Raw genomic sequence first — 22,029 nt, forward strand, 5'->3', positions numbered from 1 at the left:
CCGTCGGTCACAGCACTAGCGAGCCCAGGGAGGCGACATGCTGCTGCCGTCGGCGAGCCGGGCCGTGAGCCCGACACGCGTGTTGACCCACAGCTGGGCGGGCTCGTCGGTGGTGTTGGCGAGCGCCAGCTCGGAGCCTGCCGGCGCCACCGCCGCGTCCCCCGGCCGGAGTTCGAGGCCTTCGCCGTCGATGACGAGCCGGACGCTGCCGGACAGGACGTAGAACGTCTCCTCCTCGCTGATCGTATGGGTCGGCGCCACCATGGCGGCCGGGATCTCGACGCGCCAGGCGGCGAGGTCCCGGCTGCCGGTGTCCGGACGTACGTAGGAAACGAAACGGCCACCGTGGATCTCGTGCACGACGGCTTCTTCACTGCGGATGAACGACATACGCCAACCTCCAGCTAGACAAGTTCCTTGTCCACATAGACAAGCTGGTTGACGAGTTATAGTCAAGCCATGGACGACGCCCTGGACTTCTCCGCACTTGTACTGGCCCTCTCCGGCCAGCTGGTACAGGAGATCCACACCACCGTGTCCCAGCAGGGGTTCGCGGACCTCCGGCCCGCGCACGGCTTCGCCTTCGCCCGCATCTCGGCCGGCGGCGCCACCACGGCCGACCTCGCCGAGCACCTGGGCGTGACCAAGCAGGCCGCCGCCCAGCTCGTCGAGGAGTTGGTCCGCAAGGGATACGTGGAACGGCTTCCGCACCCGCACGACGCCCGCGCCCGCCTCTTGGCCCTGACCGCGACCGGCTGGGCCGCCACGCGCGCCGCCGATCAGGCGGCCCGAGCCGCCGTCGCGGCATGGAGAGAAGTACTGGGCGAGACGCGCTTCGGCGAACTGGTCACCGACCTGAGACGACTCGCACCGCGGGGGCCGATCCGCCCCGCCTGGTGAACCACCGGCCCGGCGCCGTACGGGGCGACGGGCACGCCCGGGCCCTCCACGAGGGTGGACCTACCCGGTCAGCCCGCCGACGAGCGGGCACGGCCGACCGCTCAGCCCAGTGATGCGCTCGCCACGCGCAGCTCGTCCAGAGCCGCCAGGACGTACCCGGCGAGTTCGTCCTGGCCGTCGCGGTCACCCTCGGACCACTCGGCGAACCCGCGCTTGAAGGCGAGGATGCCCAGCTCGCTCGCCAGGGCCGCGGTGGCTTCGGGCAGGCCACGGGCGACCAGGGCGGTCGTCATCGCGGCGGTGAGGCTGACGGCCTTGAGGGCGTCACGCTCCTGCAGCTCGGTGCAGGCGGCGATGGCCGCCCGCACGCGCGGGGCGAGCTCGCGGTTCATGGGGCCCATCGCATTCGATGCGCGTTCAAGACCGGCGGCGACCGTTTCCAGAGGCGTGGCGGCGGCGGGGGCCTCGGCGATCCCCTCGGTGAGCAGCCTGCTCAGCGTCTCCTGCCCGGCCACCAGCAGCTCGCGCTTGTCGGGGAAGTGCCGGAAGAAGGTGCTCTTGGTGACCCCGGCACGCTCGGTGATCTGCGCGACCGTCGTGGCGTCGTACCCCTGCTCGGTGAACAGATCGACTGCGGCCACGACGAGGCGTTCGCGTGCGCCTGGTTCCCACCTACTCATGGGGTCATCCTATGTGATGGGACTCTTGTCCCGTCGCCTGGTAGCGTGTGACGGGACAAGAGTCCCATCACTTGATGGAGGATTTCCCATGCGCGTCTTCGTCACCGGCGCCACCGGCCTGATCGGCTCCACCGTCGTCGCCGAACTGCTCGGCAACGGCCACACCGTCCTCGCACTCGCCCGTTCCGACGCCTCCGCACGCGCCGTCGAGGCGGCCGGCGCCGAGCCGCTCCGCGGAGCCCTCGCCGATCTGGATGTCCTCCGGACAGGCGCGGCCCGGGCCGACGGCGTCGTCCACCTCGCCTTCGGCAACGACTTCAGCAGTCCCGAGGCCCTCGCGCGGAACGTCGCCGAGGAGAGCGCCGCCCTCGCGGCGCTCGGCGAGGAACTCGTCGGCAGCGACCGCCCGTTCGTGACCGCCTCGGGTACGCCCCACACCCCGGGCCGCCTCTCCACCGAGGCCGATCCGGTGCCGACCGACGGACCGGTCGGCGGTCGCGGCCGCGCGGTCACGGCGGTCCTGGGCCTTGCGGCGCGCGGGGTCAGGAGTACGGCCGTACGCCTGCCGCGTACCGTCCACAACCAGGGCTCGGGCGGATTCGCCGGCCTGCTGACCGACATCGCACGCCGGACCGGCGTGTCCGGTTACCCGGGCGACGGCACACAGCGCTGGCCGGCCGTCCACGCGCTCGACGCGGCAGCCCTGTTCCGGCTCGCCCTGGAGCGCGGGGAAGCCGGCAGCGCCTGGCACGCCGTGGCCGACGAGGGAGACCGGGTGCGGGACATCGCCGAGGTCGTCGGGCGGCGGCTGGGTCTGCCGGTCGAGTCGGTGCCGGTGCAGACCTATGGCCCCCTCGGCCCGATCTTCGAGGCCGACCAGCCCTCGTCCAGCGCCCGCACCCGGAGTGCACTCGGCTGGGAGCCGAAGCACCCCGGCCTCCTGGAGGACTTGGAGAACATCCAGCCCTGACCGGCAACCGAGAGGCCCGCTCGGAACATTCGCGCGGACGGCTCGGTCCGTCGAAGGTACCGGGGCGCCGACGATCCCGGAGGCGCCGGCACCTCGTCAACTACCGTTCCGGTCAGCCTCGTTGCTCATCGTCGGGCCGGGGTCCCGCAGCGCGGCGGAGGCGATTGGCGATGGCCAGGCCGAGCCCCTCCTCCGTCGGCAGGGAAGCGATGATGAGGTCACATCCCTGCTCGTCGAGCTCGCGCAGGAACCCGTACAGTCCGCGTGCGTAGCCGGCCGCCGAGGCAGGCAGGTCGACCACGGCGTGCACCTTGGGCGGAGTGACGGCAGTGGGCGGGAGGAAGACGCCTACCCGGTGCCCCCGTTCCTGTGCGCTTTCCGCTTCGGCCACGACCTTGTCGGGCGCGACCAGGACGACGCGTGCCCGTGGCGCGTAGTGGGACGGGTGCTGGCCCGGTACCCGGACGGAACTCGTTTCGGGAACGGTGACCGGGCACCCCAGCACCGCTTCGAGTTCCTCGCGCGTCACCCCGCCGGGCCGCAGGACGCCGGGTACTTCACCGGTGACGTCGACGATCGTCGACTCGACGCCGACCTCGCACGGGCCGCCGTCCAGCACGAAGTCGACGGCCGCGCCGAGTTCCGCACGGACGTGGTCGGCAGTCGTCGGACTGACCGAGCCGAAACGATTGGCGGAGGGCGCCGTGATTCCGCCGCCGAAGGCGGACAGCAGGGCGAGTGCCACGGGATGGGCGGGCACGCGCACGGCCACCGTGTCCAGCCCACCAGTTGCTTCGAGGGGGACACGAGGGCCCCGGGGCAGCACCAGCGTCAGCGGCCCCGGCCAGAAGTGTTCGGCCAGCAGCCGGGCCGTGGGGGAAACGCCCTCCACCCACTGGTCGAGGCTGTCCGCGCCGCCGATGTGAACGATCAGCGGGTGGGAGGAGGGCCGCCCCTTGGCCTGGAAAATGCGCGCGACCGCAGCGGGGTCCTCGGCGTTGGCACCGAGACCGTAGACCGTCTCGGTCGGGAGGGCCACCAGCCCTCCGGCGCGCAGCAGCCCGGCCGCTTTCTCGATATCACTGGTACGTACCGTCACGCGGGGATTCTTCCACTGATCGCCGGCTGCCGGGAACAAGCGCCGGTCGCCCTTCACCTGAGCGAATTGGGTGATCCGCTACGTGTGTTGGCGCGTGCAGCGACCGTACGGGCCTGCCGTCTGCGTTAACTCAGGGGACATCCCCACGCTGAGAGGAACTCTGATGAAGAGCATGCTGGCCCGGGTCCTGGTCACTTCCACCGTTGCGCTCACCATGGCCGGCCTGGCCGCCCCCGCCTACGCGGACGTCGCCGTTGGCGGGCGCTACGAGGGTGTTGTCAGCGCTGACGAGCCGTTCGTCGCCGGACACTGGGCCGGCTTCGCCGGGACCTCCCACGTCCACACCGCGAACAGCGGCTACGGCTGGGCCACCGACAGCGCTACCGGCGGCCGCGAGAGCAGCATCGTCGTCATCGACTGAGCCACACACGAAGAGTCCTCCGTTCGCCCCGGTGCGGACGGAGGACTCCGTGGTCGTGTCCACCAAATCCGGTACGGGCTGCTCGATGCTCAACGGGGCTTCTGCTCACCGGAGTTCGGTGCGGGCGTGGCCGGGACGCCTTCCGGCCCGAGTGCCGTGTCCGGTCGGGGCGGGCCGGGTCAGGGTGGTGGGGGGACCCGGAGGGCGAGCAGGGCGGTGTCGTCGCTGGCCCAGCCACCGTGGTGGTCGGCCAGCGTGCGGGCGATTTGGGCGGTGGTCGCGGCCGCGTCGAGGCCGTGGGTGTCCGCCAGGGCCTGGGCGAGGGCTCCTTCGTCGAAGATCGACCGGTCGGGTGCGGGCCCCTGGGGGTCCGGGCGTGCTTCGCAGGCGCCGTCGGTGTAGAGGAACAGCAGGTCGCCCGGGGCGAGCCGGAAGCGGACGTCGGTGAGGCGGACGGATTCCAGGACGCCGAGGAGAGTGCCGCTGGTGCCGACCTGCTGCACACGCCCCGTGGCGCGGCGGACGAGGGCCGGCGGGTGGCCCGCCAGGCACAGGCGTCCGGCCACGCCGGCTCGTGTGGTGCGGAGCGTGGCCTGGACGGCGGTCAGGAAGCGCGGGGAGCGCTGGGCGAGCATGGCGGCGTTCAGCCGGCCGAGGACCGTCGCGGGCGACAGGTGGTCCCCGGCGTCGGCGCGCAGGGTGTAGCGGGCCAACGCGGTGACCTTGGCCGCTTCGGTGCCCTTGCCGCACACGTCGCCCAGCACGGCCGTCCACCACGGCCCGCGGGAGTGGAAGAGGTCGTAGAAGTCGCCCACCACATCCGCGTCGCCACTGGCAGGCAGGTAGAGCGCCGAGGCGTCGATGCCGGGTACCGGGCGCAGCGCCGGCGGCAGAAGGCTGTCCTGGAGGGAGCGGGCCAGTTCGCGGGAGTTCGCCAGCGCCCCCTGTGCCTGGTGCAGCGCCACCTGCGCGGTGCTCAGCGCGGCCTGTGTCGCGCCCAGGGAGATGCGCAGATTGATCTCGTTGGATGCCGCGCGGGCCAGCACGGCGAGGGTTTCCAGGTCCTGGGTCTTCCACTGGCGCGGGCTCGCGTCGATGACGCACATGGTGCCGATCGCCTGACCGTCGCTGGTGACGATCGGGAATCCGGCCCAGGCGCCAACGCCCCAGGGCCCGATGGCCTGGTGTCCGGCGGTGCGCGGGTCCTTCTCGGCGTCCTCGACGATGAACGGGCCCTCCGCCCCGACGGCGAAGTAGCAGAAGCTGTCGCCCACCGCGTTCTGCCACTCGTCCACGGTGCCGTAGGGCAGGTGCGGCACCGACTTCCAGTAGGTGCGGGTCTTCCCCACGAACGTGATCGCGGAGATGGCTGAACCCGTAACCGACACGGCCAGTCGCGTCAGGTCGTCGAACATCTGCTCCGGGGCGCTGCCGATCATCCCGCTGGCCTCCAGCGCCGCCAGTCTGGCCGGATCGGAGAGCGCCGCCGGCAGCCCGTCCTCCCGTACCCCGCCGGGATAGTCCACTCCGCCCATGCCTCGCCTCCCTTGCCCGTCACGCCGCAATCGCGCAGGCCAGCCAACCACACCATCCGCACGGCTGTCAGTCGCGGGCCGAGGAACGACACCTGGCCGACGCCGCGCCGGCTTGGGCGGAGCAGAACCGGCGTGGTCCAGCGAGGGTCCCCCGCAGCTTCACGTCGTCGGCTGCGACGGCGAGCTGCCGGCCTTCGCCCGCAGCGGTGTACCGGCGCGGGACGGGCCCAGGCAGCTCGACTGGCCTCGTCCCGCCGACCGGACGACGGCGGTGGCGAGGACGCTGAACGTCCTCCCCAGCCGAAGAAAGCGCCTGACCTGAGGTTCTGCCCAGGTCAGGCGCCTTCCGTCCGATCCGCCGCGATCCGGCCCCGACGACACCGGCCACGCCCCGGCGGTGGACGGGCACCTACGCGTCAGGCGCCCGAAAGGTCCCGGCGGAGGTACTCGGCGGTGTACGAGCCGGCGGCCTTCAGGAGTTCCGCCGGGGTTCCCTCGAACAGGACCTTCCCGCCGCCGCTGCCGCCTTCGGGGCCGAGGTCGATGATCCAGTCGGCGTTCTTGACGATGTCGAGGTTGTGCTCGATGACGATCACCGTGTTGCCCCGGTCGACGATGCGCTCGACGATGCCGAGGAGGCGGTGGGTGTCGGACAGGTGAAGGCCGGTGGTGGGCTCGTCCATCACGTAGACGCTGCCGACGCGGTGCAGGTCGGCGGCGAGCTTGAGGCGCTGGCACTCGCCGCCGGACAGGGTACTGAGCGGCTGGCCGAGCCCCACGTAGTCCAGGCCCACCTCGTTCAGCGCGTGCAGCGTCCGGCGGAGCTTCGGCTCGGTGAAGAAGTCCACCGCCTCGGCCGCCGTCATGGCCAGTACGTCGCTGATCGACCGGCCGCGCAGTCGGTAGCCGAGGACGTCATCGGCGAAACGACGACCCTGGCAGACCTCGCACACGGACTTCAGCGTCTCCATGAACGCCAGGTCGGTGTAAAGGACGCCCAGTCCTTGGCAGTTGGGGCAGGCGCCCTTGGAATTGGCGCTGAACAGCGACGCACTGACCCCGTTGGCCTTGGCGAACAGCTTGCGGATCGGGTCGAGGAGTCCGGTGTACGTGGCGGTGTTGGACCGCCGGCTCCCCGTCACCGCGGACTGGTCGATCACGATCGCATCCGGATGTTGGCTCAGGAAGTCGTCGTTGACGAGAGAACTCTTGCCCGATCCGGCGACTCCGGTGACAACGGTGAGGACGCCCGTGGGGAAGTCGACCGTGACATCGGTGAGGTTGTGACTGTTCGCGCCGGTGACGCTGAGCGCGCCGGTCGCGCGCCGGGGTGCGGCCTTCACGGGCAGGCGGTGGCGAAGGTGGCGGCCGGTGAGGGTGTCGGCTTCGACGAGACCGGTGAAGCTGCCCTCGAACACCACTTCGCCACCCAGCGTCCCGGCCTTCGGTCCCATGTCGACCACGTGGTCCGCGATGGCCATGACGTCCGGGTCGTGCTCCACCACGAGCACCGTGTTGCCCTTGTCCCGCAGTTCGAGCAGGAGTTCCTTGAGCCGGTGCACGTCGCGGGCGTGCAGTCCGACGCTCGGTTCGTCGAAGACGTACAGCATGTCGGTCAGACTGCTCGACAGATGGCGGACCATCTTGATCCGTTGCGACTCGCCGCCCGACAGCGTTCGGGTCTCGCGGTCCAGGCTCAGATAGCCGAGCCCGATGTCGACCAGGTGCCGAAGCCGGGAGACCAGGTCCTTCAGGACCGGTTTCACGTGGGGCAGGTCCAGCCCCGCCAGGACCGCGGCCAGGCGCTCGACCTCCATGGAGGTGAGATCCGCGATGTGGTGGCCGGCGATCCGGCAGCCACGGGCGGCGGGCGCGAGGCGGGTGCCCGCGCAGTCCCGGCAGGGAGCCGAGCGTACGAACCGCTGGAACACCTGGCGGCTGCGCTCGGACATGTCCTCCTTCTTGATGTAGAGCCTGGTGAACTTGTCCACCAGACCCTCGTACTTGACGTTCAGTGTGTTGCCCTGCCAGACCAGGCGGAGCTTCTGTGGCATCTCGCCGTGCAGCAGCAGCCCCAACTCCCGTTCGGTGAAGTCGGCGAGCGGCTTGTCGTTGTCGAAGAAGCCGGACTCCACGTAACTCAGCCAGTACCAGCTGTCCGTGGAGAAGTCGGGGTGCAGCAGCGCGCCCTGGTTGAGGGATTTGGCGCGGTCGACGAACGCGTCGAGGTCGAGTTCCACGACCCTGCCCAGCCCCTCGCACGTCGGGCACATGCCTTGGGGGTCGTTGAACGAGAACGCGCTGGGCGGCAGGCCCACGGGGTCGCCCGCCCGTGAGAACAGCAGTCGCAGCAGCGGGTTGATGTCCGTGATGGTGCCGACCGTGGAGCGTGGGTTGCCGCCCAGCCGTTTCTGGTCGATGACGACGGCGGCGGAGATGTTCTCGATGGCGTCCATGGCCGGACGGCCGTGGTCGGGCAGGAAGTTGCGGACGAAGGCGGTGAAGGTCTCGTTGAGTTGGCGCTGGGCCTCGGCGGCGATGGTGTCGAACACCAGGGAGGACTTGCCCGAGCCGGAGACGCCGGTGAAGACCGTCAGACTCCGTTTCGGGATCTCCACCGAGATGTTCTTGAGGTTGTTCTCCCGCGCACCGGTCACCTTGATGGCGTCGGTACTCACATGTGCTCCTCGGGTGGTACGGGTGGGGCTCCCCGGAGAGCCCCGGTCGTGGTCGGGCAGAGAGGCTGTCGCCTCACGGGATGTCGCCGTCAGGCGTTCTCCTTCTGGAACGTCCGCGTGCCCCAGACGAGCGCCAGGGCGGCCATCGCCAACAGGACGAGGGACCCGGTCAGCAGCCCTGTGGAGCCCAAGTCCCCGCGGAACGCGGCCCGTTCGGCGTCGACCACATGGGTCAGCGGGTTGATGCGGGCCAGGTTGTAGAGCCAGCCGGGAGCCAGTTGCGCGGTGACCGGCAGCAGCACGCCGGACAGCAGGAGCAGCGGCAGCAGCACGGCGTTCATCAGCGAGGGGAACGCGGCCTCGCTCTTGAGGACCATCGCCAGTGCGTACGATCCGGACGACAGCGTGATGGCGAGGACCGCCGCCATGGCGAGGCTCAGGAGCATGCCGGACGCCGGCGCGTCCAGGTCGAAGACGAGCAGCGTCACCAGGACGATCAGCACCGACTGCGCGGTGGCCTGGACGGCCTGGGCCAGGACCTTGCCGAACAGGAGCGCGGACCGGCTGGCCGGTGTTCCGCGGAAGCGGTCCACCACGCCGACCCGGTACTCGGTGAGCAGCCCGACTCCGGCGAACGAACCGCTGAACAGCGCCGTCTGCACGATGAGCGCGGGCGTGAGCACGGCCCAGGCGTTGCCGGACGGGAAGCCGGGCGTATGGGCCACCACCGTCACCATGAGCGGCCCGAAGAGGAACAGGTACAGCAGCGGCTGCATGATGCCGATGATCAGCCAGGTGGGATTGCGCAGACACAGCTTCATGTCCCGCAGAAAGATCAGCCAGGTGTCACGCAGCATGAGTGGCCTCCATGGCCGGGCTCGCCGCCTCGCCGTCGCGCAGGGAACGCCCCGTCAGGCTGAGGAAGACGTCGTCGAGGGTGGGCCGGTTCACCTTGACCGAGGTCATCGTGATCCGATGGCTGTCCAGGGCGCGCAGCAGCTCCGGCAGCACGGAGTCACCCCGGGGAACCCTGAGCCGCACGGTCTCGGCGACGACGGTGACGTCGTGGGCTCCGGGCAGTCGGCGCACCACTTCGGCGGCCTCGGCGGCCCGGTCCGCGACGTCGACGGTGATCGCATCACCTGCGACGCCTGCCTTGAGTTCGTCCGGGGTTCCTTCGGCGACGATCTTGCCGTCGTCCGTCACCAGGATCCGGTCGCAGAGGGCGTCGGCCTCGTCGAGGTAGTGGGTGGTGAGGAAGACGGTCATGCCCTGTTCGGCGCGCATCCGGCGGACGTGGTCCCACAGGTTGGCCCGGCTCTGCGGGTCGAGTCCGGAGGTGGGTTCGTCCAGGAACACCAGTTGGGGCTCGTGCACAAGGCCCAGCACGATGTCGAGCCGACGCCGCTGGCCGCCGGAGAGCGTCTTCGCGGGACGCTGCTCCAGGCCGGCGAGGTCGAGCCGTTCCGCCAGGAGCGCTCCCCTCCGCCGGGCCTCGGCCCGCGACAGGCCGTAGAGGCGGGCCTGCAGCTCGATCTCCTCCCCGACCTTGGACTCCGGCCAGGTGGACCCGCCCTGCGCCACGTAACCGATCTTGCGCCGGACCCCCTGCGGGTCGGTCAGGAGGTCGCAGCCGGCCACGGTGCCCGAACCCCGGGTGGGGCGCAGTAACGTGGTCAGCATGCGCAGGGTCGTGGTCTTTCCCGCCCCGTTGGGGCCGAGGAAACCGACCAGTTCCCCGGCCGCCACATCGAAGTCGATGCCCTTCACCGCATCGACGGTCCGTCCACGGAGGGTGAACTGCCGGGCGAGACCTCGCACTGTGATCATGAAAGCCTTCTTTCGCGCGTACCGCTTGTCGGCGCGTACCGCTTCTCGGTCGGGCGCGGAGGGGCCCAGCCGAAGCCCGGCCCCTCCGTGCGGTTCATTCCGGGCGGGCGTCGGCGGCGGCCTGGAACTCGGCGAGCCGCTCCTGCGCCTCGGCCATGTCCTCCGTGGTCGGCGCATCGTCCTGGGTGAGCTTGAACCGCCAGTAGCCGCTGAAGTCGATCGACCTCTTGTCCAGCTCCCGGTCGTTGACCAGATGACGGCGCAGGGCCCGCACGGCCCCCGATTCGCCGGCCAGCCAGGCGAACGGCCGGCCGGCCGGGAACTCGGCCTCGCGCACGGCGTCGACCAGCTTGTCGCTCTGGCCGGGCGAAGTCCCGTCTCGGTAGAGCCAGTTGACGCTGACGTTCCCGGCGGTCTCGAAGTCCTGCCGCTCTTCGGCGTCGGCGACTTCGACGAAGGCCAGGGCACGTGCCCCCTCGGGCAGCGCCTCCAGCAGGGTGCCGATGGCCGGCAGCGCGGTCTCGTCACCGGCGAGCAGGAGCCAGTCGGAGTTCGCGATCGAGTCCGTCAGGGAGACGGGTGCGGAGTAGAGCGTCGAAGGTCCGACCATGCCGAGCTGACTGCCGGGCCGGGCCGAACCGGCCCAGCGGGTGGCGGGGCCGGTGTCCCCGTGCAGGACGAAGTCGATTTCGAGGGTGTTGGTGCCCGGCCGGCGCCGCCGGATGGTGAAGCTGCGCATCCAGGGCCGCTCGTCCTCCGGAATGGCCAGAAACGCCTGGTACCAGCTGGTCGCGTCGTCACCCTGTTCCGGCAGCACGGGCACGCGCTGGCCGGATCGGGGGAAGCAGAGCTTGACCTGTTGGTCCGGCGTGCCGCCGACGGAGTCGTCGATGTGGTCCGCGTCGAACGTCACTCGGACCATGCGCGGCGTGACGTGCTTGATGTCGGTGACCTGGATGAATGAAACAGGGAGCTCTGCCATCAAAAACCTTCCAAGAGTGCCGGGCATCCCGAGGCGGGACCCCACGTCCACCTGATATCCTTACACCGTAAGGAGATGCTCGGGGCGAGGTTACTTTATGCAGTAAGGAGTTGCAAGGTGGTCATTTTTGCCGGACAGGGCGACGCCCGTCGCTCAATGGCTCTGCTCTGGCGCTCGGCCGGCCCGAAGGGCACCAGATCCGCACCCGGGCCCAAGCCCGCGCTCGACGTCGACACGATCGTGGCGGCGGGCATCGCGGTGGCCGAGGAGCAGGGAATGTCAGCCCTGTCGATGCGGGCGGTGGGGTCCTGGCTGGGACGGACGGCCATGGCGCTGTACACCTATGTGCCGAGCAAGAGCGAACTGGTCGATCTCATGCACGACCGGGTGCTGGCCGAGCTGCCCACCGAGTACGACACCGCCGCGGGCTGGCGCGCGGCGATCGCGGAGTGGGCCGAGGACACCTGGTCCTTCTATCTGCGGCACCCCTGGGTCCTGCAGGTCTCCCAGGCCCGGCCGGTGCTCGGGCCGGGCGAGTACGCGCAACTGGAGACGGTGGTGCGCATCCTGGGCGGGGTGGGCCTGGAGCCCTTGAGAGTCCGCCGGGTCATCGCCGTGCTGTTCCAGTTCGTCCGGGGCATGGCCCGGGTGGCCGCCGAGCGCCGGCAGGCCGCGCCGGAGACGGGGGTGTCCGACGAGGAGTGGTGGATGGAGCGGACCGCTCTGCTCACCGAGGTGGCGCCGGACTTCGCGGAGCGCTTCCCGGCTCTGGCGGCGCTGGAGTCGCACGCCACCGCTGCCGCGGCCGACGACGCGGGGAAGGAGCCGGCCGACGCGACACCCCATGTGGAGCGGGAGGCGAAGGAGGCCTTCCGGGTCGGCCTGGAACTGATCCTCGACGGGATCGCCGCGGCCGAACGGCCCGGCATCGGCAGCCCGGCCCGAGCGACCCCGTCCGCGCCGTAAGGGTCCGGGCGCAGGGATTGCACACGGGTTTTAGAGATCACGGACACTTGAGGCTGTCATCCCCGGGCTCCTTTGCGCTCCAACCGGTCACATCCGTCCGGAATTGATCATTGACGATACATCGTTCGGTAATCTACGGTTTTTTGGGCCGGGGTCCTTTCATGGCCCCCGGTCGCTGACGACTGGGACGAGATTTGGCAATGGCTCAATTCCAGGGGGAAAACCCGTGCAGCAAATCGCCAAGTACCACCAGCGTGACAGTCATTTAGCAGTCGGCCACAGACCGGGTGAGGCGGCGGCTCGCCGCGGGAGCAACGATCAAGGGCGGATCCTGACCACACGGGTCGGCCTGAAGATTCCCGCCATCCTGTCGTACGACCGGTGGGAGAAGGCCGGACTGCACATCTTCCAGATCGCCGACTCATCCGCCTGGTGCCTGGGCGACTGGCTCGTGTACGGCCAGGAGCGGTACTCCGACCGCTACCGGACCGGCGTACAGGCCGCTGGACTCGACTATCAGACTCTGCGCAACTACGCATGGGTGGCACGGCACTTCGAGCTCGGGCGACGGCGCGAGAACCTGAGCTTCGGCCACCATGCCGAGGTCGCCTCGCTCCCGCCCGAGCAGGCGGACACCTGGCTCGACCGCGCGGAGGAGCAGGGCTGGTCGAGGAACCGGCTCCGGCTCCAGCTGCGGGAGAGCCGTCAGGGCAGTCGGGCGGCCCCGCTCGCACAGGTCGGTCTGCCCAGGATCAGCGTGTCCGTCGATCGCGTGGACCGCTGGCGCGAGGCCGCGGCGAAGGTGGAAGGGAACTTCGAGGAGTGGATACTCGTCGCCCTCGACCGCGCCGCCGCGCACGCACTCGGGGACTGAGTGGCCCCTGTCCGCCCGACCATCGGAGACGGTCTTCCATGCAGATCAGTATCGATCATCACACGTGTATAGGGTCCGGGCAGTGCGTTCTGACGGCCCCGGACGTATTCACTCAGGACGACGACGGATACTCGGAGTTGGTGCCCGAAGGCGCCGCGACCGCGGTGCCGCACCAGGTGCACGAAGCGGCGCTGGCGTGCCCGGTGCAAGCCATCACCCTGGGAGACGGACCACCCGGCTGAGCACCCGTCCGTGCGCCGCCAAGGCGAGTCGCCGGCCGACAGGGGCCGCCCGATGCCGGGCGGCCCCTGTCCGCGACCGTGGTCAGGGCCGGAGCCGAAGGCGAAGCGAGTTCAGCCGCCAACTGCCCGGCAGCCGGGCCCGGTCCAGCTCGGCGGCCCCATCGGCGAGCGCCAGGTCCGGATAGTGCTCCAGCAGTTTCACGAAGGCTGCCTCGCCTTCCTGTCGGGCCAGCGTCGCACCCAGGCAGTAGTGGATGCCGTGTCCGAAGCCGACGTGGTTCTCGGCCTGCCCCTCCTGTTGGCGCGTGATGTCCAGGCGGTCCGGGTCGCTGTAGTGGCGCGGGTCGAAGTTGGCCGACACCAGGACCAGTTGGACCGCGTCACCCCGGGCGATCGCTGTGCCCGCGAGCTCCAGGTCCTCGGTGGCGTAGCGCAGTCGGGCCACGTGCACCGACCCGCACCAGCGCATCAACTCGTGCACCGCGCGCGGCAGCAGTGCCGGGTCCTTGCGCAGCAATGCCAGCTGGTCGGGGTGGGTGAGCAGCGCGGCGGTGCCGTTGCCGATCAGATGCGCGCTCGTCTCGTGGCCGGCCAGGACCAGCGTGAGGATCATGGTGACCATCTCGACGTCGCTGAGCCGTCCGCCGTCGTCGTCCTGGGCCCGGATCAGCTCGCTCAGCAGATCGTCCTTGAGCGCGGCGCGGCGCCGCTCGATCAGTTCGTGGCAGTAATCGATCATTACGGGAAAGGAGTGCTGGAGTCGTTCGGGCCGCATCGACACCAGGTCGCCGCCCCACTCCCGCCACCGGCCGAGGTCGGCCGTCGGGATGCCGACGAGCTCGCAGATCACCGTGATCGACAGCGGATACGCGAAGTGCTCCAGGAGATCGACCGTCCCGTCCTCCTCCCGGTGCGGCAGCTCGGCCAGCAGCCGGTCGGCGATCCGCTCGATTTCCTGGCGCAGATCCAGGACCCGGCGGGCCGCGAACGCCCGGGTCACCAGGCGGCGCAGCCTCGGGTGGTCCGGCGGGTCGCTGTCCAGGATGGAGCCGAGCAGATAGCCGCGCAGATGCTCAGGGACCTTGAGGAGTTCCATCATGCCCTCGCGCGGGTCCGCGCCCTTCTCGCCCGGCACGTGGGAGGGGGTGTTGACGAACCGCGGGTCGCGCAGCGCCGCGCGGACGTCGTCGTAGCGGGTCACGAACCACACCGGGGTGCCGTCGACGAACCTGCCGTGCACCACCGGGTCCTGTTCGCGCAGCCGGCCGTAGCCGCCGAAAGGGTCCCGGAGCAGATCCGGATCCATCATGTGCGGACCGGCGGGGCACGCCGCGGCCCCACCGGTCGGCGAGGCGTCGTGGGACTTGAGGGACATGGCCGACTCCGGTTCTCGCTGGGGCGTCACTTGACCGCGCTGATCACGCCGTGCGGCGTCCACCGGCCGCCCGGCAGCCGCTCGGGCTTCACGAACCCGGCCGCGGCGAACCACTCCTCGTACTGGCCCCATCGGTAGATGGTGCTGCTCGCGGCCGGCAGCGTCGCGAAATACACGTTGTCCAGGGCCGCGTACAGGGGGCCGTCGCCGCTGTCGTCGGACATGGCGTTGAACACCAGCACGCGCCCGCCGTCGGGCAGCGCCGCGTGGGCCTTGCGCAGCAGGCGCACGTTCTCCTCCGGTGACCAGATCACCAACTGGTTGGCGAACAGCACACAGTCGTGCCCCGCCGGGTAGTCGTCGGCGAAGATGTCCGCCGCCCGGACGGAGATCCGTTCGGCCAAGCCGTGCTCGGCGATCTTGCGGCGAGCGATCTGCACGGTGCCGGGGAGGTCGAGGACGGTGAACTCGACGCCGGGGTTGGCCTGGGCGAGGGCGATGGCGTTCACGCCGTCGCCGCCCCCGACGTCGAGGACCCGGCGCACCCCGGTCAGGTCGGCCTGCTCGATCAGGACGGGATTCGACAGCCGTGACCAGGACCGCATGCAGCGGTAGAACAACTGCTCAAGCTCGGGGTTCGCGGACAGCCGGTGGTAGAGGTCGGTGCCGGTCCCGTCGATCCGGCGCAGCCCGACGTTGGTGTTTTGGCGCAGCGACTCCGTGAAGTCCACCTCGGCAGGGCGGACGATCCGCTCCTCGTACTCGATCAGATCCTCGATGATCTCCCAAGTGCCGTCCTCGAACGTGTTGTTCAGGACAGCGGCATTGAGGTACCCCTCGTCCTGACGGACCGTCAGCCCCAAAGCTGTAGTACCCAGGAGCAGGATCTGCACCGGGCGTTCCGCCAGGCCGAGTTCACGTCCGATCTCCTGAGCGGTCAGCCCGGACTGCCGACTGAGCAGCGCGAACAGACCCAGGTTGCGGCCCGCGTTGAGCATCTGGAAGGCCGAGGAGCCGAACAGGATCCGTACCAGGCCGTCGGTGGTGAGCGGCGATGTGTCGGTCATGGGCACTCCGTATCGGGTGGGTGGTGAGGTGCGGGCAAGGCGGTGGCCCCGAGGCCGACGGTCAGGTCACCCGGGCCAGGTCGGCGGGGCGGGACGCGTAGGTGCGCCCGGCGGTGACCTCGCGGAGGCGTGCCAGTGCGTCCCAGACGTCCGTGAACCGGGTGTAGAGGGGCGACAGACCGATCCTCAACCGGTCGGGTACCCGGTAGTCGCAGACGACCTTCGCTTCACCGGCGAGCGTCTGACAGATCCGCCAGGCGTCCGGGTGGTGCAGCGACACATGCGAGCCTCGCTGCTCCGGCGTCCCCGGCGAAGCCGACCGGAAGCCCAGCGGGGTGAGCCAGGCGGCGGCCAGATCGTCGGCCAGCCGGCCGAGCAGCAGCCCCTTCGTACGTATCCGGTCCACGCCGGCCTCTTCCACGAGGGCGAGGGCCGGATCGATCGCCGCCAGCGACAGCAGGGGCGGGGTGCTCACCAGGAAGCGCTCGATCCCCGGCACCGGATCGTAGTCGGGCCCCATCCGGAACTGCTCCCGCTGCCCGTACCAGCCCCACACCGGCTGGCGCAGCACGGCGTGCAGATCACTGCGCACATAGAGGAAGGCGGGTGAACCAGGGCCGCCGTTCAGGTACTTGTAGGTGCACCCCACGGCGAGTTCCGCACCGGCCGCGGCGAGATCGACGGGGACGGCTCCGGCCGCGTGCGACAAGTCCCACAGCACCCTGGCGCCGGCCGCGCGGGCCAGTTCGTTCACCTTCGCCATGTCCAGGAGCGCGCCGCTGCGGTACGACACCAGCGACAGCACCACCAGGGCGACGTCCCGGTCGAGGGCGGAGCGCAGCACATCGAGATCCAGGCCGCCGTCGAGATCGGACGGGAGCCGTCGCAGCCGCAGCCCGCGCTGGTCGGCGAGCCCCTGCAGGACGTACCGGTTGGTGGGAAAGTCCTCGGCGTCCATGAGGACGGTGTTCCGTCCGCGCGCCGCGTCCAGCGCGGCGCCGGCCAGCTTGTACAGGTTGACCGACGTCGAGTCCGAGATCACCACCTCGCCGGGCCGGGCGCCGAGCACGTGGGCGGCGAGACGGTCGCCGAGCCGGGCGCCCCAGTCGATCCATTCCTGCCACGACCGTACGAGGCCGCCGCCCCAGCCCTTCTCGACCACCTCGCGCAACAGGTCCGACGTGGCCGCGGGCAGTCGGCCCAGCGAGTTGCCGTCCAGGTAGACCAACTCCGGATCGGTGATGACGAACCGCTTCCGGAACGCGGCCAGCGGATCGGCCGCGTCCAGCTCCTCGGCCACCGCGCGCGGGATTCCGCCCTCCATCGGCACTCCTCACCTTCAGTCCGTCGGCATCTGTCGTGTCCCTGGTGCTCCTGGCACCTGTCCGGTGGGTCAGAGCGTCGAGCGCACCGACCACAGCTCGGGGAAGAAACGGTGTTCGCTGATCCGGGCGAGCCAGGCGACGCCATCGGTCCCGCCGGTGCCCGGCTTGGCTCCCAACATCCGCTGCACGGTGAGGAGATGCGTGTAGCGCCAGCGCGCGAACTGCTCCGCCGTGTCCATCAGCGCCTCGGCCAGCGCATGCAGATCGTGGTGGCCGGGCCGGTCCTGGTAGATCGCCCGCCAGGCTTCCTCGACGTCCTCGCCGGACCGGTACGGCAGGGTGGCGTCCCGCGCCGGGGAGTCGTCCGGCGTGAGCAGCCCCCGGCGGGCCAGCAGGGCCAGGGCCGCGTCGTACAGGCTCGGCTCGTGCAGTTGGTTCAGCACCGCGTCGTGACCGGCCGTGTCCCGGTGCGGCTGCGCCATCGCCGGGTTCTTGTTGCCGAGCAGGAACTCCAGTCGCCGGTAGCCGGCCGACTGGAAGCCGGACGCCGATCCGAGGACGTCCCGGAACTCGGCGAACTCGGCGGGCGAGAGCACGGAGAACGTCTCCCAGGACACGAGGAGGACCTGCTGCACCCGCGCCGACCTGCGCAGGGTCCACAGCGCGGCGTCGATCCGGTCCTTGTCCAACTGATCGCGGGCGGTGGTCAGTTCGGTGTGCAGCAGCTTGAAGAGGAGCTCCTTGACCTGGCTCATGATGATGAACCCCGGCTCGGTGTCCGCCGGGCTGAGCGGATGCTGCAGCGCCAGCAGCTCGTCCATGCGCGCGTAGTACGCGTACGGGGTGGTGCCCGGCGGGACGGCTGCGGACAGCGGGCATCCGGCGCTCTGCCCGGAGCCCTGCGCGGGCTGTTCGGTGGTCATGTGGCCGCTCCTCCCAGTTCCATCTGCGCGAGCACCGCGTCGCCCAGTCCGGTGCCCCTCACCCCCAGGTCGTAGGGGAGGTCGAAGTGGTCGCGCCGCTCGGCGACGACCTCGCACACCGCGGCCCGGGGACGCAGCGCCGCGACCATCCGGTCGTGCTGGCGGACGTACTCCTCGGTCTCGTTGCCCCCGCGGGCGACCACCACCTGAGGCAACCGCGGCGGCAGCAGGCCGAGCGGGCTGTTGCGGCGCGCCCCCGCTTCGTCAAGGCGCAGCGCCTCGTTGACGTACGACAGACGGACCGGCTCAAGGTCGTACATGCCGCTGAGCAGCACCGCCCCGGCGATCCGGCCGGAGACGTCCGGCCCCTGCGGCGGACCGGGCAACAGGGCCATCGCGGCCAGGTGCGCGCCGGCCGAAGTGCCGCACAGGTGGAGCCGGTCGGAGGCGAACCCGAGCCGGTCCGCGTGGTGCAGCAGCCAGTCGATCGCGCGCCGCACCATCCCCGCCATCGCGTCGAGTCCGACGTCCGGCGCCAGCCCGTACTCGACCACCGCGACCGCCGCACCGGCGGCGAGCAACGGCGGTACCGGGAAGGCCGATTCGGCACGGCCGAGCGCCTGCCAGTTCCCGCCGTGCACGAACACCAGCAAGGGGGGCCGCCCGGGCCCCGGGCGGCCGGGAAAGTAGTCCAGCACCTCGGCCGGATGTCCGCCGTAGGCGAGCCCGGTGCGCACCGGGTGGCACCGGCGGGCGGCCGTGCTCCGCCGTGCGTACTCCCGCAGGTAGGCCCCGAGGCTCGGCACCCGGGAACTCGGCGAGTACTGCCGGTCGAGCGTGGCCTGATCCATGCCCCGGTACACGGCGGTGTCCGTCATCGTGCACCCCCGGGCCGTAATCCGCCGTGCATCACGGGGTCATCAGCCCATGCTTGGCACGGGCCCGTTCGTACATCTCGGTCAGCAGCGGATCGATGCCGTGCGCCGAGTTCCGGTAACGCGCCCCGAAGCGGCTCGCGTACTCCTCGAACCACTCGCGCCGGTCCGCGAGGAACAGCACGTCATGGATCGCCATGGACCGTACCGCCATCATCGGCACGGGGGCGTAGCTCACCTCGAACTCCGGGTTGCGGGCGGCCTTCTCCCGGCACTTCTCGTGGAACTGGGCGATCATCAGGCCGCGGTGCACGCTCTCGGGCTTGAGCGCGGCGTGCGCCTCGTCCAACAGGTGCAGATGCTCGGGCGGCAGGTCCGGCAGGACGAGCAGCAGCGAGCGCAGATTCGGGTTGCCGGCCTTCCAGTCGACCTCGCTGAACTCGTCCAGCCCACAGCGGACGATCTCGTCGATGAGGGTCTGGCTGGGGGTGGGACCCACCAGTCTGACCCGGATCTCCAGCGCGCCGGCGCGCTGGGCGGGTTCCACGAAGGGGCACACCGGGCCGGTACGTCCCAGTTCGCTGTGTGGTCGGCGGATGTAGTCGCTCAGCCAGCCGTCGGCGGCCTCTAGCGCCTTGGCCAAGTCGACGGAGAGCACGTCGGTCAGCATCGTTGTCAGTCCTCGGGATCGGTCCACGCGGAAGGCGGACGGGGCGAGCCTGGAAGGCGGGCTGGGAACGTCACTCGTCGCCGGTCAGTTCGTGGAGCTTGGCCGACAGGATCCGACCGATCTCGGCCAGCGTGTCCGGCCGGGTCAGCATGGACCCGTGCTCGCCGGGCACTACATGGGCTTCGACGGTGCCACGGACGTACGGCTGCCAGGCCGCAGCGTCGACCGGCGGGTCCTGCTGCTCCGAGCAGGCGATCAGCAGCAGATCGCCGTCGATCGCGCCAGGCCGGTAGTCGATGGTCAGGTGGGTGTTGTTCGCCGAGATCTCGGTGATCGCCGCGAGCCGGTCCTCGTCCAGGCTGGCCAGTGCACTGCCCTGGCGACGCAGGATCTCCCGCGCCCTGGCGAAGGTCATCTCCTCGTCGTCCTGCCGTTGTGTGCCGTCGTCGACGAGACCCACGTGGTACAGCAGCATCACCCGGTCGTCGGGCGCGGGTACGTCCGCGTGGGTCAGCCCCTGCCAGTTGGGGATCACGTCGAGCACCGCGACCAGCGCCACCGGTTCACCGCGCCGCCGGAACTCGGCTGCCAGTGCGTGCGCGCACAGCCCGCCGAAGGACCAGCCCGCCAAGTGGTAGGGGCCGTGCGGCTGCACGGTCTGGATCTGGTCGGCGTAGTCGGTCGCCATGTCCTCGATGCTGCCCGGCCTGGCCTCCGGCCGGGCCAGACTGCGTGCCTGGATTCCGTACAGCGGGTACTGCGGGCCCAGGTGTTTGATCAGCGCGCTGTACGACCAGCTGATGCCGCCGCCGGGATGGACGAAGAACAGCGGCGCCCGTGTGCCCCGGGGGCGCAGCGGCAACAGCACCTCGTAGGAGCCGTCCGAGTCGTCGGCTTCGAGCCGGGCCGCGATCCCGCCCGGGGTCGACGCCTCGAACAGGCTCCGCAGCCCCAACTCGACGCCGAAGGCGGCCCGCAGCCGCGCCATCAACCGGGTGGCCAGCAGGGAGTGTCCTCCCAGGGCGAAGAAGTCCTCGTCCACTCCGACGACCGGCCGCCCGAGCACCTCCGCGAACAGCTCGCACACGACCTGCTCCTGCGGTGTGGCCGGTGCCCGTCCGATGTCGGCCTGCTCCGGCGCGAAGGCGGGCAGCGCGGCGCGGTCGAGTTTGCCGTTGGCGGTGAGCGGCAGCCGGTCGAGAGGCACGATGGCGGCAGGGCGCATGTAGTCGGGCAGTAGCCGACGGGCGTGCTCGCGCAGGGCGATGAGAAGAGCACCCGTGTCGCGGCCGGCGCCCGGGCTCGTGGTCCAGGAGGACAGCGGCATACCGGAAGCGGCGCTGCCTGCGGAGGCGTACGTACCTACGGCGACGCGCTCTGCCAGGACTTCGGGCCGAACGTACGTCACGTCGACGGCGGCCGGATCGTGCGTGCTCCAGCTGATCGCGGTCCAGTAACCGTGGCGCTCCCCCAGCCGGTGCAGTTCCTCCGGATCGACACCGGCCACGAGCGGTCCGGGAGCCGCCGTCCCGCCCTCGATCGCCTGCCGCACGGCGAGATCGTGGGCAATGCGTGAGTTCGGGACGCCGGTCACGCGCAGCCGATCGGGCCGTCCCGTGCCCAACTGCTCAGCGAGGTCCGCGAGATCCCCTGGCCAGGGGTGGGTGGGGGTGTCGGTGAGGGGGTGGGGGGTGATGCCGGTCTTGTAGAGGGTGGCGTCGTAGCGGTAGCGGGTGAGCTCGTTGTGGGAGGCGCCGCGCTTGAGCTGGATGTCGGTGCCGGCCAGGTCGGGGATGTGGTGGGCGAGGGCGGTGAAGTACTCCGGGTCCACCAGGAGTTCCTTCTCCAGGACCAGACTCTGCTCCACGGCACGACGGACGGCGGCCGTGTCTGCGACGTCGTCGGCGGAGGCCGCCTGGACCGCGCTGGTGAAGGTGCGCAGCAGCCGCGGGTTGCGGATGTCGCCGATGAACACGGCTCCGCCGGGAGTGAGCAGGCGGAAGGCCTGCTCGATGACCTGCTCCAGATAGTCGGCGCTCGGGAAGTACTGGGCGACGGAGTTGAGGACGATCGTGTCGAAGTGGCCGTGCGGCAGCTCGCCGTTCTCGTGCGCGGCCTGCACGCGCAGGGTGACGCGCCGGGCGAGTTCGGGGTCGGCGTCGACATGGCGTCGCAGCGTTTCTACGACGGTGGGTGAGAAGTCGGTTCCCCAGTACTCCTCACATTCGGGTGCGAGGCCGGCGAGGAGCAGTCCGGTACCCACGCCGATCTCCAGGACCCGGCGCGGTCGAAGCGCCTTGATCCTCGCGGTCGTGGCGGCACGCCACTCACGCATCTCGGTCAGCGGGATGGGCTCACCGTCGTAACTGCTGTTCCATCCGGAGAAGTCCTCCCCGAACTCCGAACCGGACTCGGAATAGAGCGAGTTGTAGAGATCCTTCCACTCCTCGATCTGCCCTTGTTCCGCTTCCTCGCCGGGGGTTGTCCCGTCCACGTCCGGCACGACGTAGGCGATGAGGCGGGCGTCGCCGGCATGGTCGTCCCGGACCACGACCGCGCTCTGCGCGATGCCCGGATGACCGGCCAGCACAGCCTCCACCTCACCCGGCTCAATACG

The 22,029-nt window shown here is 70.4% G+C and carries 21 protein-coding genes; 6 read left to right on the forward strand and 15 right to left on the reverse strand.

The window, feature by feature from the left end; translation table 11 throughout:
- Nucleotides 1-15: 15 nt before the first annotated feature.
- Nucleotides 16-390, reverse strand: a complete 375-nt coding sequence (locus IE267_RS35250) for a cupin domain-containing protein (RefSeq protein ID WP_167151402.1) — start codon at nucleotides 388-390, stop codon at nucleotides 16-18.
- A gap of 69 nt (nucleotides 391-459) precedes the next feature.
- Here IE267_RS35250 and IE267_RS35255 point away from each other — a divergent pair, with 69 nt between their 5' ends.
- The gene (locus IE267_RS35255; protein WP_189766023.1) at nucleotides 460-900 is read left to right on the forward strand and encodes a MarR family winged helix-turn-helix transcriptional regulator; all 441 of its coding nucleotides are present in this window, start codon (nucleotides 460-462) and stop codon (nucleotides 898-900) included.
- A 101-nt stretch (nucleotides 901-1,001) separates the two neighbouring features.
- On the opposite strand, the gene IE267_RS35260 is transcribed toward IE267_RS35255, so the two are convergent.
- Complete coding sequence (locus IE267_RS35260; protein WP_167151406.1) at nucleotides 1,002-1,580, reverse strand: TetR/AcrR family transcriptional regulator; 579 nt, start codon at nucleotides 1,578-1,580, stop codon at nucleotides 1,002-1,004.
- Nucleotides 1,581-1,668: 88 nt separating this feature from the next.
- Between IE267_RS35260 and IE267_RS35265 the strand changes: the two genes are divergently transcribed.
- The gene (locus tag IE267_RS35265; protein ID WP_167151408.1) at nucleotides 1,669-2,550 is read left to right on the forward strand and encodes an SDR family oxidoreductase; all 882 of its coding nucleotides are present in this window, start codon (nucleotides 1,669-1,671) and stop codon (nucleotides 2,548-2,550) included.
- 112 nt (nucleotides 2,551-2,662) lie between these two features.
- On the opposite strand, the gene IE267_RS35270 is transcribed toward IE267_RS35265, so the two are convergent.
- On the reverse strand, nucleotides 2,663-3,649 hold the full coding sequence (locus tag IE267_RS35270) for an L-threonylcarbamoyladenylate synthase (protein ID WP_189766024.1): 987 nt from the start codon (nucleotides 3,647-3,649) through the stop codon (nucleotides 2,663-2,665).
- 163 nt (nucleotides 3,650-3,812) lie between these two features.
- On the opposite strand from IE267_RS35270, the gene IE267_RS35275 reads away from it, so the two are divergent.
- The gene (locus IE267_RS35275) at nucleotides 3,813-4,070 is read left to right on the forward strand and encodes a hypothetical protein (protein ID WP_161252749.1); all 258 of its coding nucleotides are present in this window, start codon (nucleotides 3,813-3,815) and stop codon (nucleotides 4,068-4,070) included.
- Between the two features lie 179 nt (nucleotides 4,071-4,249).
- On the opposite strand, the gene IE267_RS35280 is transcribed toward IE267_RS35275, so the two are convergent.
- The 5 genes from IE267_RS35280 to IE267_RS35300 all read right to left on the reverse strand — a co-directional run bounded on the left by IE267_RS35280 (nucleotide 4,250) and on the right by IE267_RS35300 (nucleotide 11,095).
- Nucleotides 4,250-5,605, reverse strand: coding sequence for a SpoIIE family protein phosphatase (locus tag IE267_RS35280; RefSeq protein WP_189766025.1), 1,356 nt, complete (start codon nucleotides 5,603-5,605; stop codon nucleotides 4,250-4,252).
- 416 nt (nucleotides 5,606-6,021) lie between these two features.
- On the reverse strand, nucleotides 6,022-8,283 hold the full coding sequence (locus tag IE267_RS35285; RefSeq protein ID WP_189766026.1) for an ATP-binding cassette domain-containing protein: 2,262 nt from the start codon (nucleotides 8,281-8,283) through the stop codon (nucleotides 6,022-6,024).
- Nucleotides 8,284-8,372: 89 nt separating this feature from the next.
- Nucleotides 8,373-9,140, reverse strand: a complete 768-nt coding sequence (locus IE267_RS35290) for an ABC transporter permease (RefSeq protein ID WP_161256654.1) — start codon at nucleotides 9,138-9,140, stop codon at nucleotides 8,373-8,375.
- The gene (locus tag IE267_RS35295) at nucleotides 9,130-10,113 is read right to left on the reverse strand and encodes an ATP-binding cassette domain-containing protein (protein WP_189766027.1); all 984 of its coding nucleotides are present in this window, start codon (nucleotides 10,111-10,113) and stop codon (nucleotides 9,130-9,132) included. The genes IE267_RS35290 and IE267_RS35295 overlap by 11 nt, the downstream gene beginning before the upstream one ends.
- Nucleotides 10,114-10,207: 94 nt before the next feature.
- Nucleotides 10,208-11,095, reverse strand: coding sequence for a siderophore-interacting protein (locus IE267_RS35300; protein WP_167151422.1), 888 nt, complete (start codon nucleotides 11,093-11,095; stop codon nucleotides 10,208-10,210).
- 117 nt (nucleotides 11,096-11,212) lie between these two features.
- Between IE267_RS35300 and IE267_RS35305 the strand changes: the two genes are divergently transcribed.
- The 3 genes from IE267_RS35305 to IE267_RS35315 all read left to right on the forward strand — a co-directional run bounded on the left by IE267_RS35305 (nucleotide 11,213) and on the right by IE267_RS35315 (nucleotide 13,177).
- On the forward strand, nucleotides 11,213-12,061 hold the full coding sequence (locus IE267_RS35305) for a TetR/AcrR family transcriptional regulator C-terminal domain-containing protein (protein ID WP_189766028.1): 849 nt from the start codon (nucleotides 11,213-11,215) through the stop codon (nucleotides 12,059-12,061).
- Nucleotides 12,062-12,287: 226 nt separating this feature from the next.
- Entirely contained in the window at nucleotides 12,288-12,935 is a 648-nt protein-coding gene (locus IE267_RS35310) for an LmbU family transcriptional regulator (RefSeq protein ID WP_229861611.1), read from the forward strand.
- A gap of 38 nt (nucleotides 12,936-12,973) precedes the next feature.
- Nucleotides 12,974-13,177 (forward strand): ferredoxin, encoded by a 204-nt coding sequence (locus IE267_RS35315; protein ID WP_167151426.1) that lies wholly within the window; start codon nucleotides 12,974-12,976, stop codon nucleotides 13,175-13,177.
- 82 nt (nucleotides 13,178-13,259) lie between these two features.
- Here IE267_RS35315 and IE267_RS35320 read toward each other — a convergent pair whose 3' ends face one another.
- The 7 genes from IE267_RS35320 to IE267_RS35350 form a co-directional block, all read right to left on the reverse strand.
- Nucleotides 13,260-14,552, reverse strand: a complete 1,293-nt coding sequence (locus tag IE267_RS35320; protein ID WP_229861612.1) for a cytochrome P450 family protein — start codon at nucleotides 14,550-14,552, stop codon at nucleotides 13,260-13,262.
- Between the two features lie 26 nt (nucleotides 14,553-14,578).
- Nucleotides 14,579-15,619, reverse strand: coding sequence for a methyltransferase (locus tag IE267_RS35325; RefSeq protein ID WP_189766029.1), 1,041 nt, complete (start codon nucleotides 15,617-15,619; stop codon nucleotides 14,579-14,581).
- 61 nt (nucleotides 15,620-15,680) lie between these two features.
- Complete coding sequence (locus tag IE267_RS35330) at nucleotides 15,681-16,943, reverse strand: kynureninase (RefSeq protein ID WP_189766030.1); 1,263 nt, start codon at nucleotides 16,941-16,943, stop codon at nucleotides 15,681-15,683.
- A gap of 69 nt (nucleotides 16,944-17,012) precedes the next feature.
- A complete protein-coding gene (locus tag IE267_RS35335; protein ID WP_167151432.1) occupies nucleotides 17,013-17,867 on the reverse strand; it encodes a tryptophan 2,3-dioxygenase in 855 nt (284 codons plus the stop codon).
- Nucleotides 17,864-18,745 carry an alpha/beta hydrolase gene (locus IE267_RS35340; protein ID WP_189766031.1) on the reverse strand — a complete coding sequence of 294 codons (882 nt, stop codon included), beginning with the start codon at nucleotides 18,743-18,745 and terminating at the stop codon, nucleotides 17,864-17,866. The genes IE267_RS35335 and IE267_RS35340 overlap by 4 nt, the downstream gene beginning before the upstream one ends.
- Before the next feature lie 31 nt (nucleotides 18,746-18,776).
- The gene (locus IE267_RS35345; protein ID WP_189766032.1) at nucleotides 18,777-19,412 is read right to left on the reverse strand and encodes a DUF6875 domain-containing protein; all 636 of its coding nucleotides are present in this window, start codon (nucleotides 19,410-19,412) and stop codon (nucleotides 18,777-18,779) included.
- A gap of 70 nt (nucleotides 19,413-19,482) precedes the next feature.
- A partial coding sequence (locus tag IE267_RS35350) for an alpha/beta fold hydrolase (RefSeq protein ID WP_189766033.1) occupies nucleotides 19,483-22,029 on the reverse strand: 2,547 nt, incomplete at its 5' end.

This window comes from Streptomyces xanthochromogenes, from assembly GCF_014650455.1.
GTDB classification, from domain to species: domain Bacteria; phylum Actinomycetota; class Actinomycetes; order Streptomycetales; family Streptomycetaceae; genus Streptomyces; species Streptomyces xanthochromogenes.

Coding starts and splice junctions, on each gene's coding strand:
- IE267_RS35320 (WP_229861612.1), bottom strand. CDS start 14,552: ATGTCCCTCAAGTCCCACGACGCCTCGCCGACCGGTGGGGCCGCGGCG.
- IE267_RS35340 (WP_189766031.1), bottom strand. CDS start 18,745: ATGACGGACACCGCCGTGTACCGGGGCATGGATCAGGCCACGCTCGAC.
- IE267_RS35275 (WP_161252749.1), top strand. CDS start 3,813: ATGAAGAGCATGCTGGCCCGGGTCCTGGTCACTTCCACCGTTGCGCTC.
- IE267_RS35300 (WP_167151422.1), bottom strand. CDS start 11,095: ATGGCAGAGCTCCCTGTTTCATTCATCCAGGTCACCGACATCAAGCAC.
- IE267_RS35250 (WP_167151402.1), bottom strand. CDS start 390: ATGTCGTTCATCCGCAGTGAAGAAGCCGTCGTGCACGAGATCCACGGT.
- IE267_RS35290 (WP_161256654.1), bottom strand. CDS start 9,140: ATGCTGCGTGACACCTGGCTGATCTTTCTGCGGGACATGAAGCTGTGT.
- IE267_RS35260 (WP_167151406.1), bottom strand. CDS start 1,580: ATGAGTAGGTGGGAACCAGGCGCACGCGAACGCCTCGTCGTGGCCGCA.
- IE267_RS35315 (WP_167151426.1), top strand. CDS start 12,974: ATGCAGATCAGTATCGATCATCACACGTGTATAGGGTCCGGGCAGTGC.
- IE267_RS35295 (WP_189766027.1), bottom strand. CDS start 10,113: ATGATCACAGTGCGAGGTCTCGCCCGGCAGTTCACCCTCCGTGGACGG.
- IE267_RS35345 (WP_189766032.1), bottom strand. CDS start 19,412: ATGCTGACCGACGTGCTCTCCGTCGACTTGGCCAAGGCGCTAGAGGCC.
- IE267_RS35335 (WP_167151432.1), bottom strand. CDS start 17,867: ATGACCACCGAACAGCCCGCGCAGGGCTCCGGGCAGAGCGCCGGATGC.
- IE267_RS35255 (WP_189766023.1), top strand. CDS start 460: ATGGACGACGCCCTGGACTTCTCCGCACTTGTACTGGCCCTCTCCGGC.
- IE267_RS35325 (WP_189766029.1), bottom strand. CDS start 15,619: ATGACCGACACATCGCCGCTCACCACCGACGGCCTGGTACGGATCCTG.
- IE267_RS35330 (WP_189766030.1), bottom strand. CDS start 16,943: ATGGAGGGCGGAATCCCGCGCGCGGTGGCCGAGGAGCTGGACGCGGCC.
- IE267_RS35265 (WP_167151408.1), top strand. CDS start 1,669: ATGCGCGTCTTCGTCACCGGCGCCACCGGCCTGATCGGCTCCACCGTC.
- IE267_RS35280 (WP_189766025.1), bottom strand. CDS start 5,605: ATGGGCGGAGTGGACTATCCCGGCGGGGTACGGGAGGACGGGCTGCCG.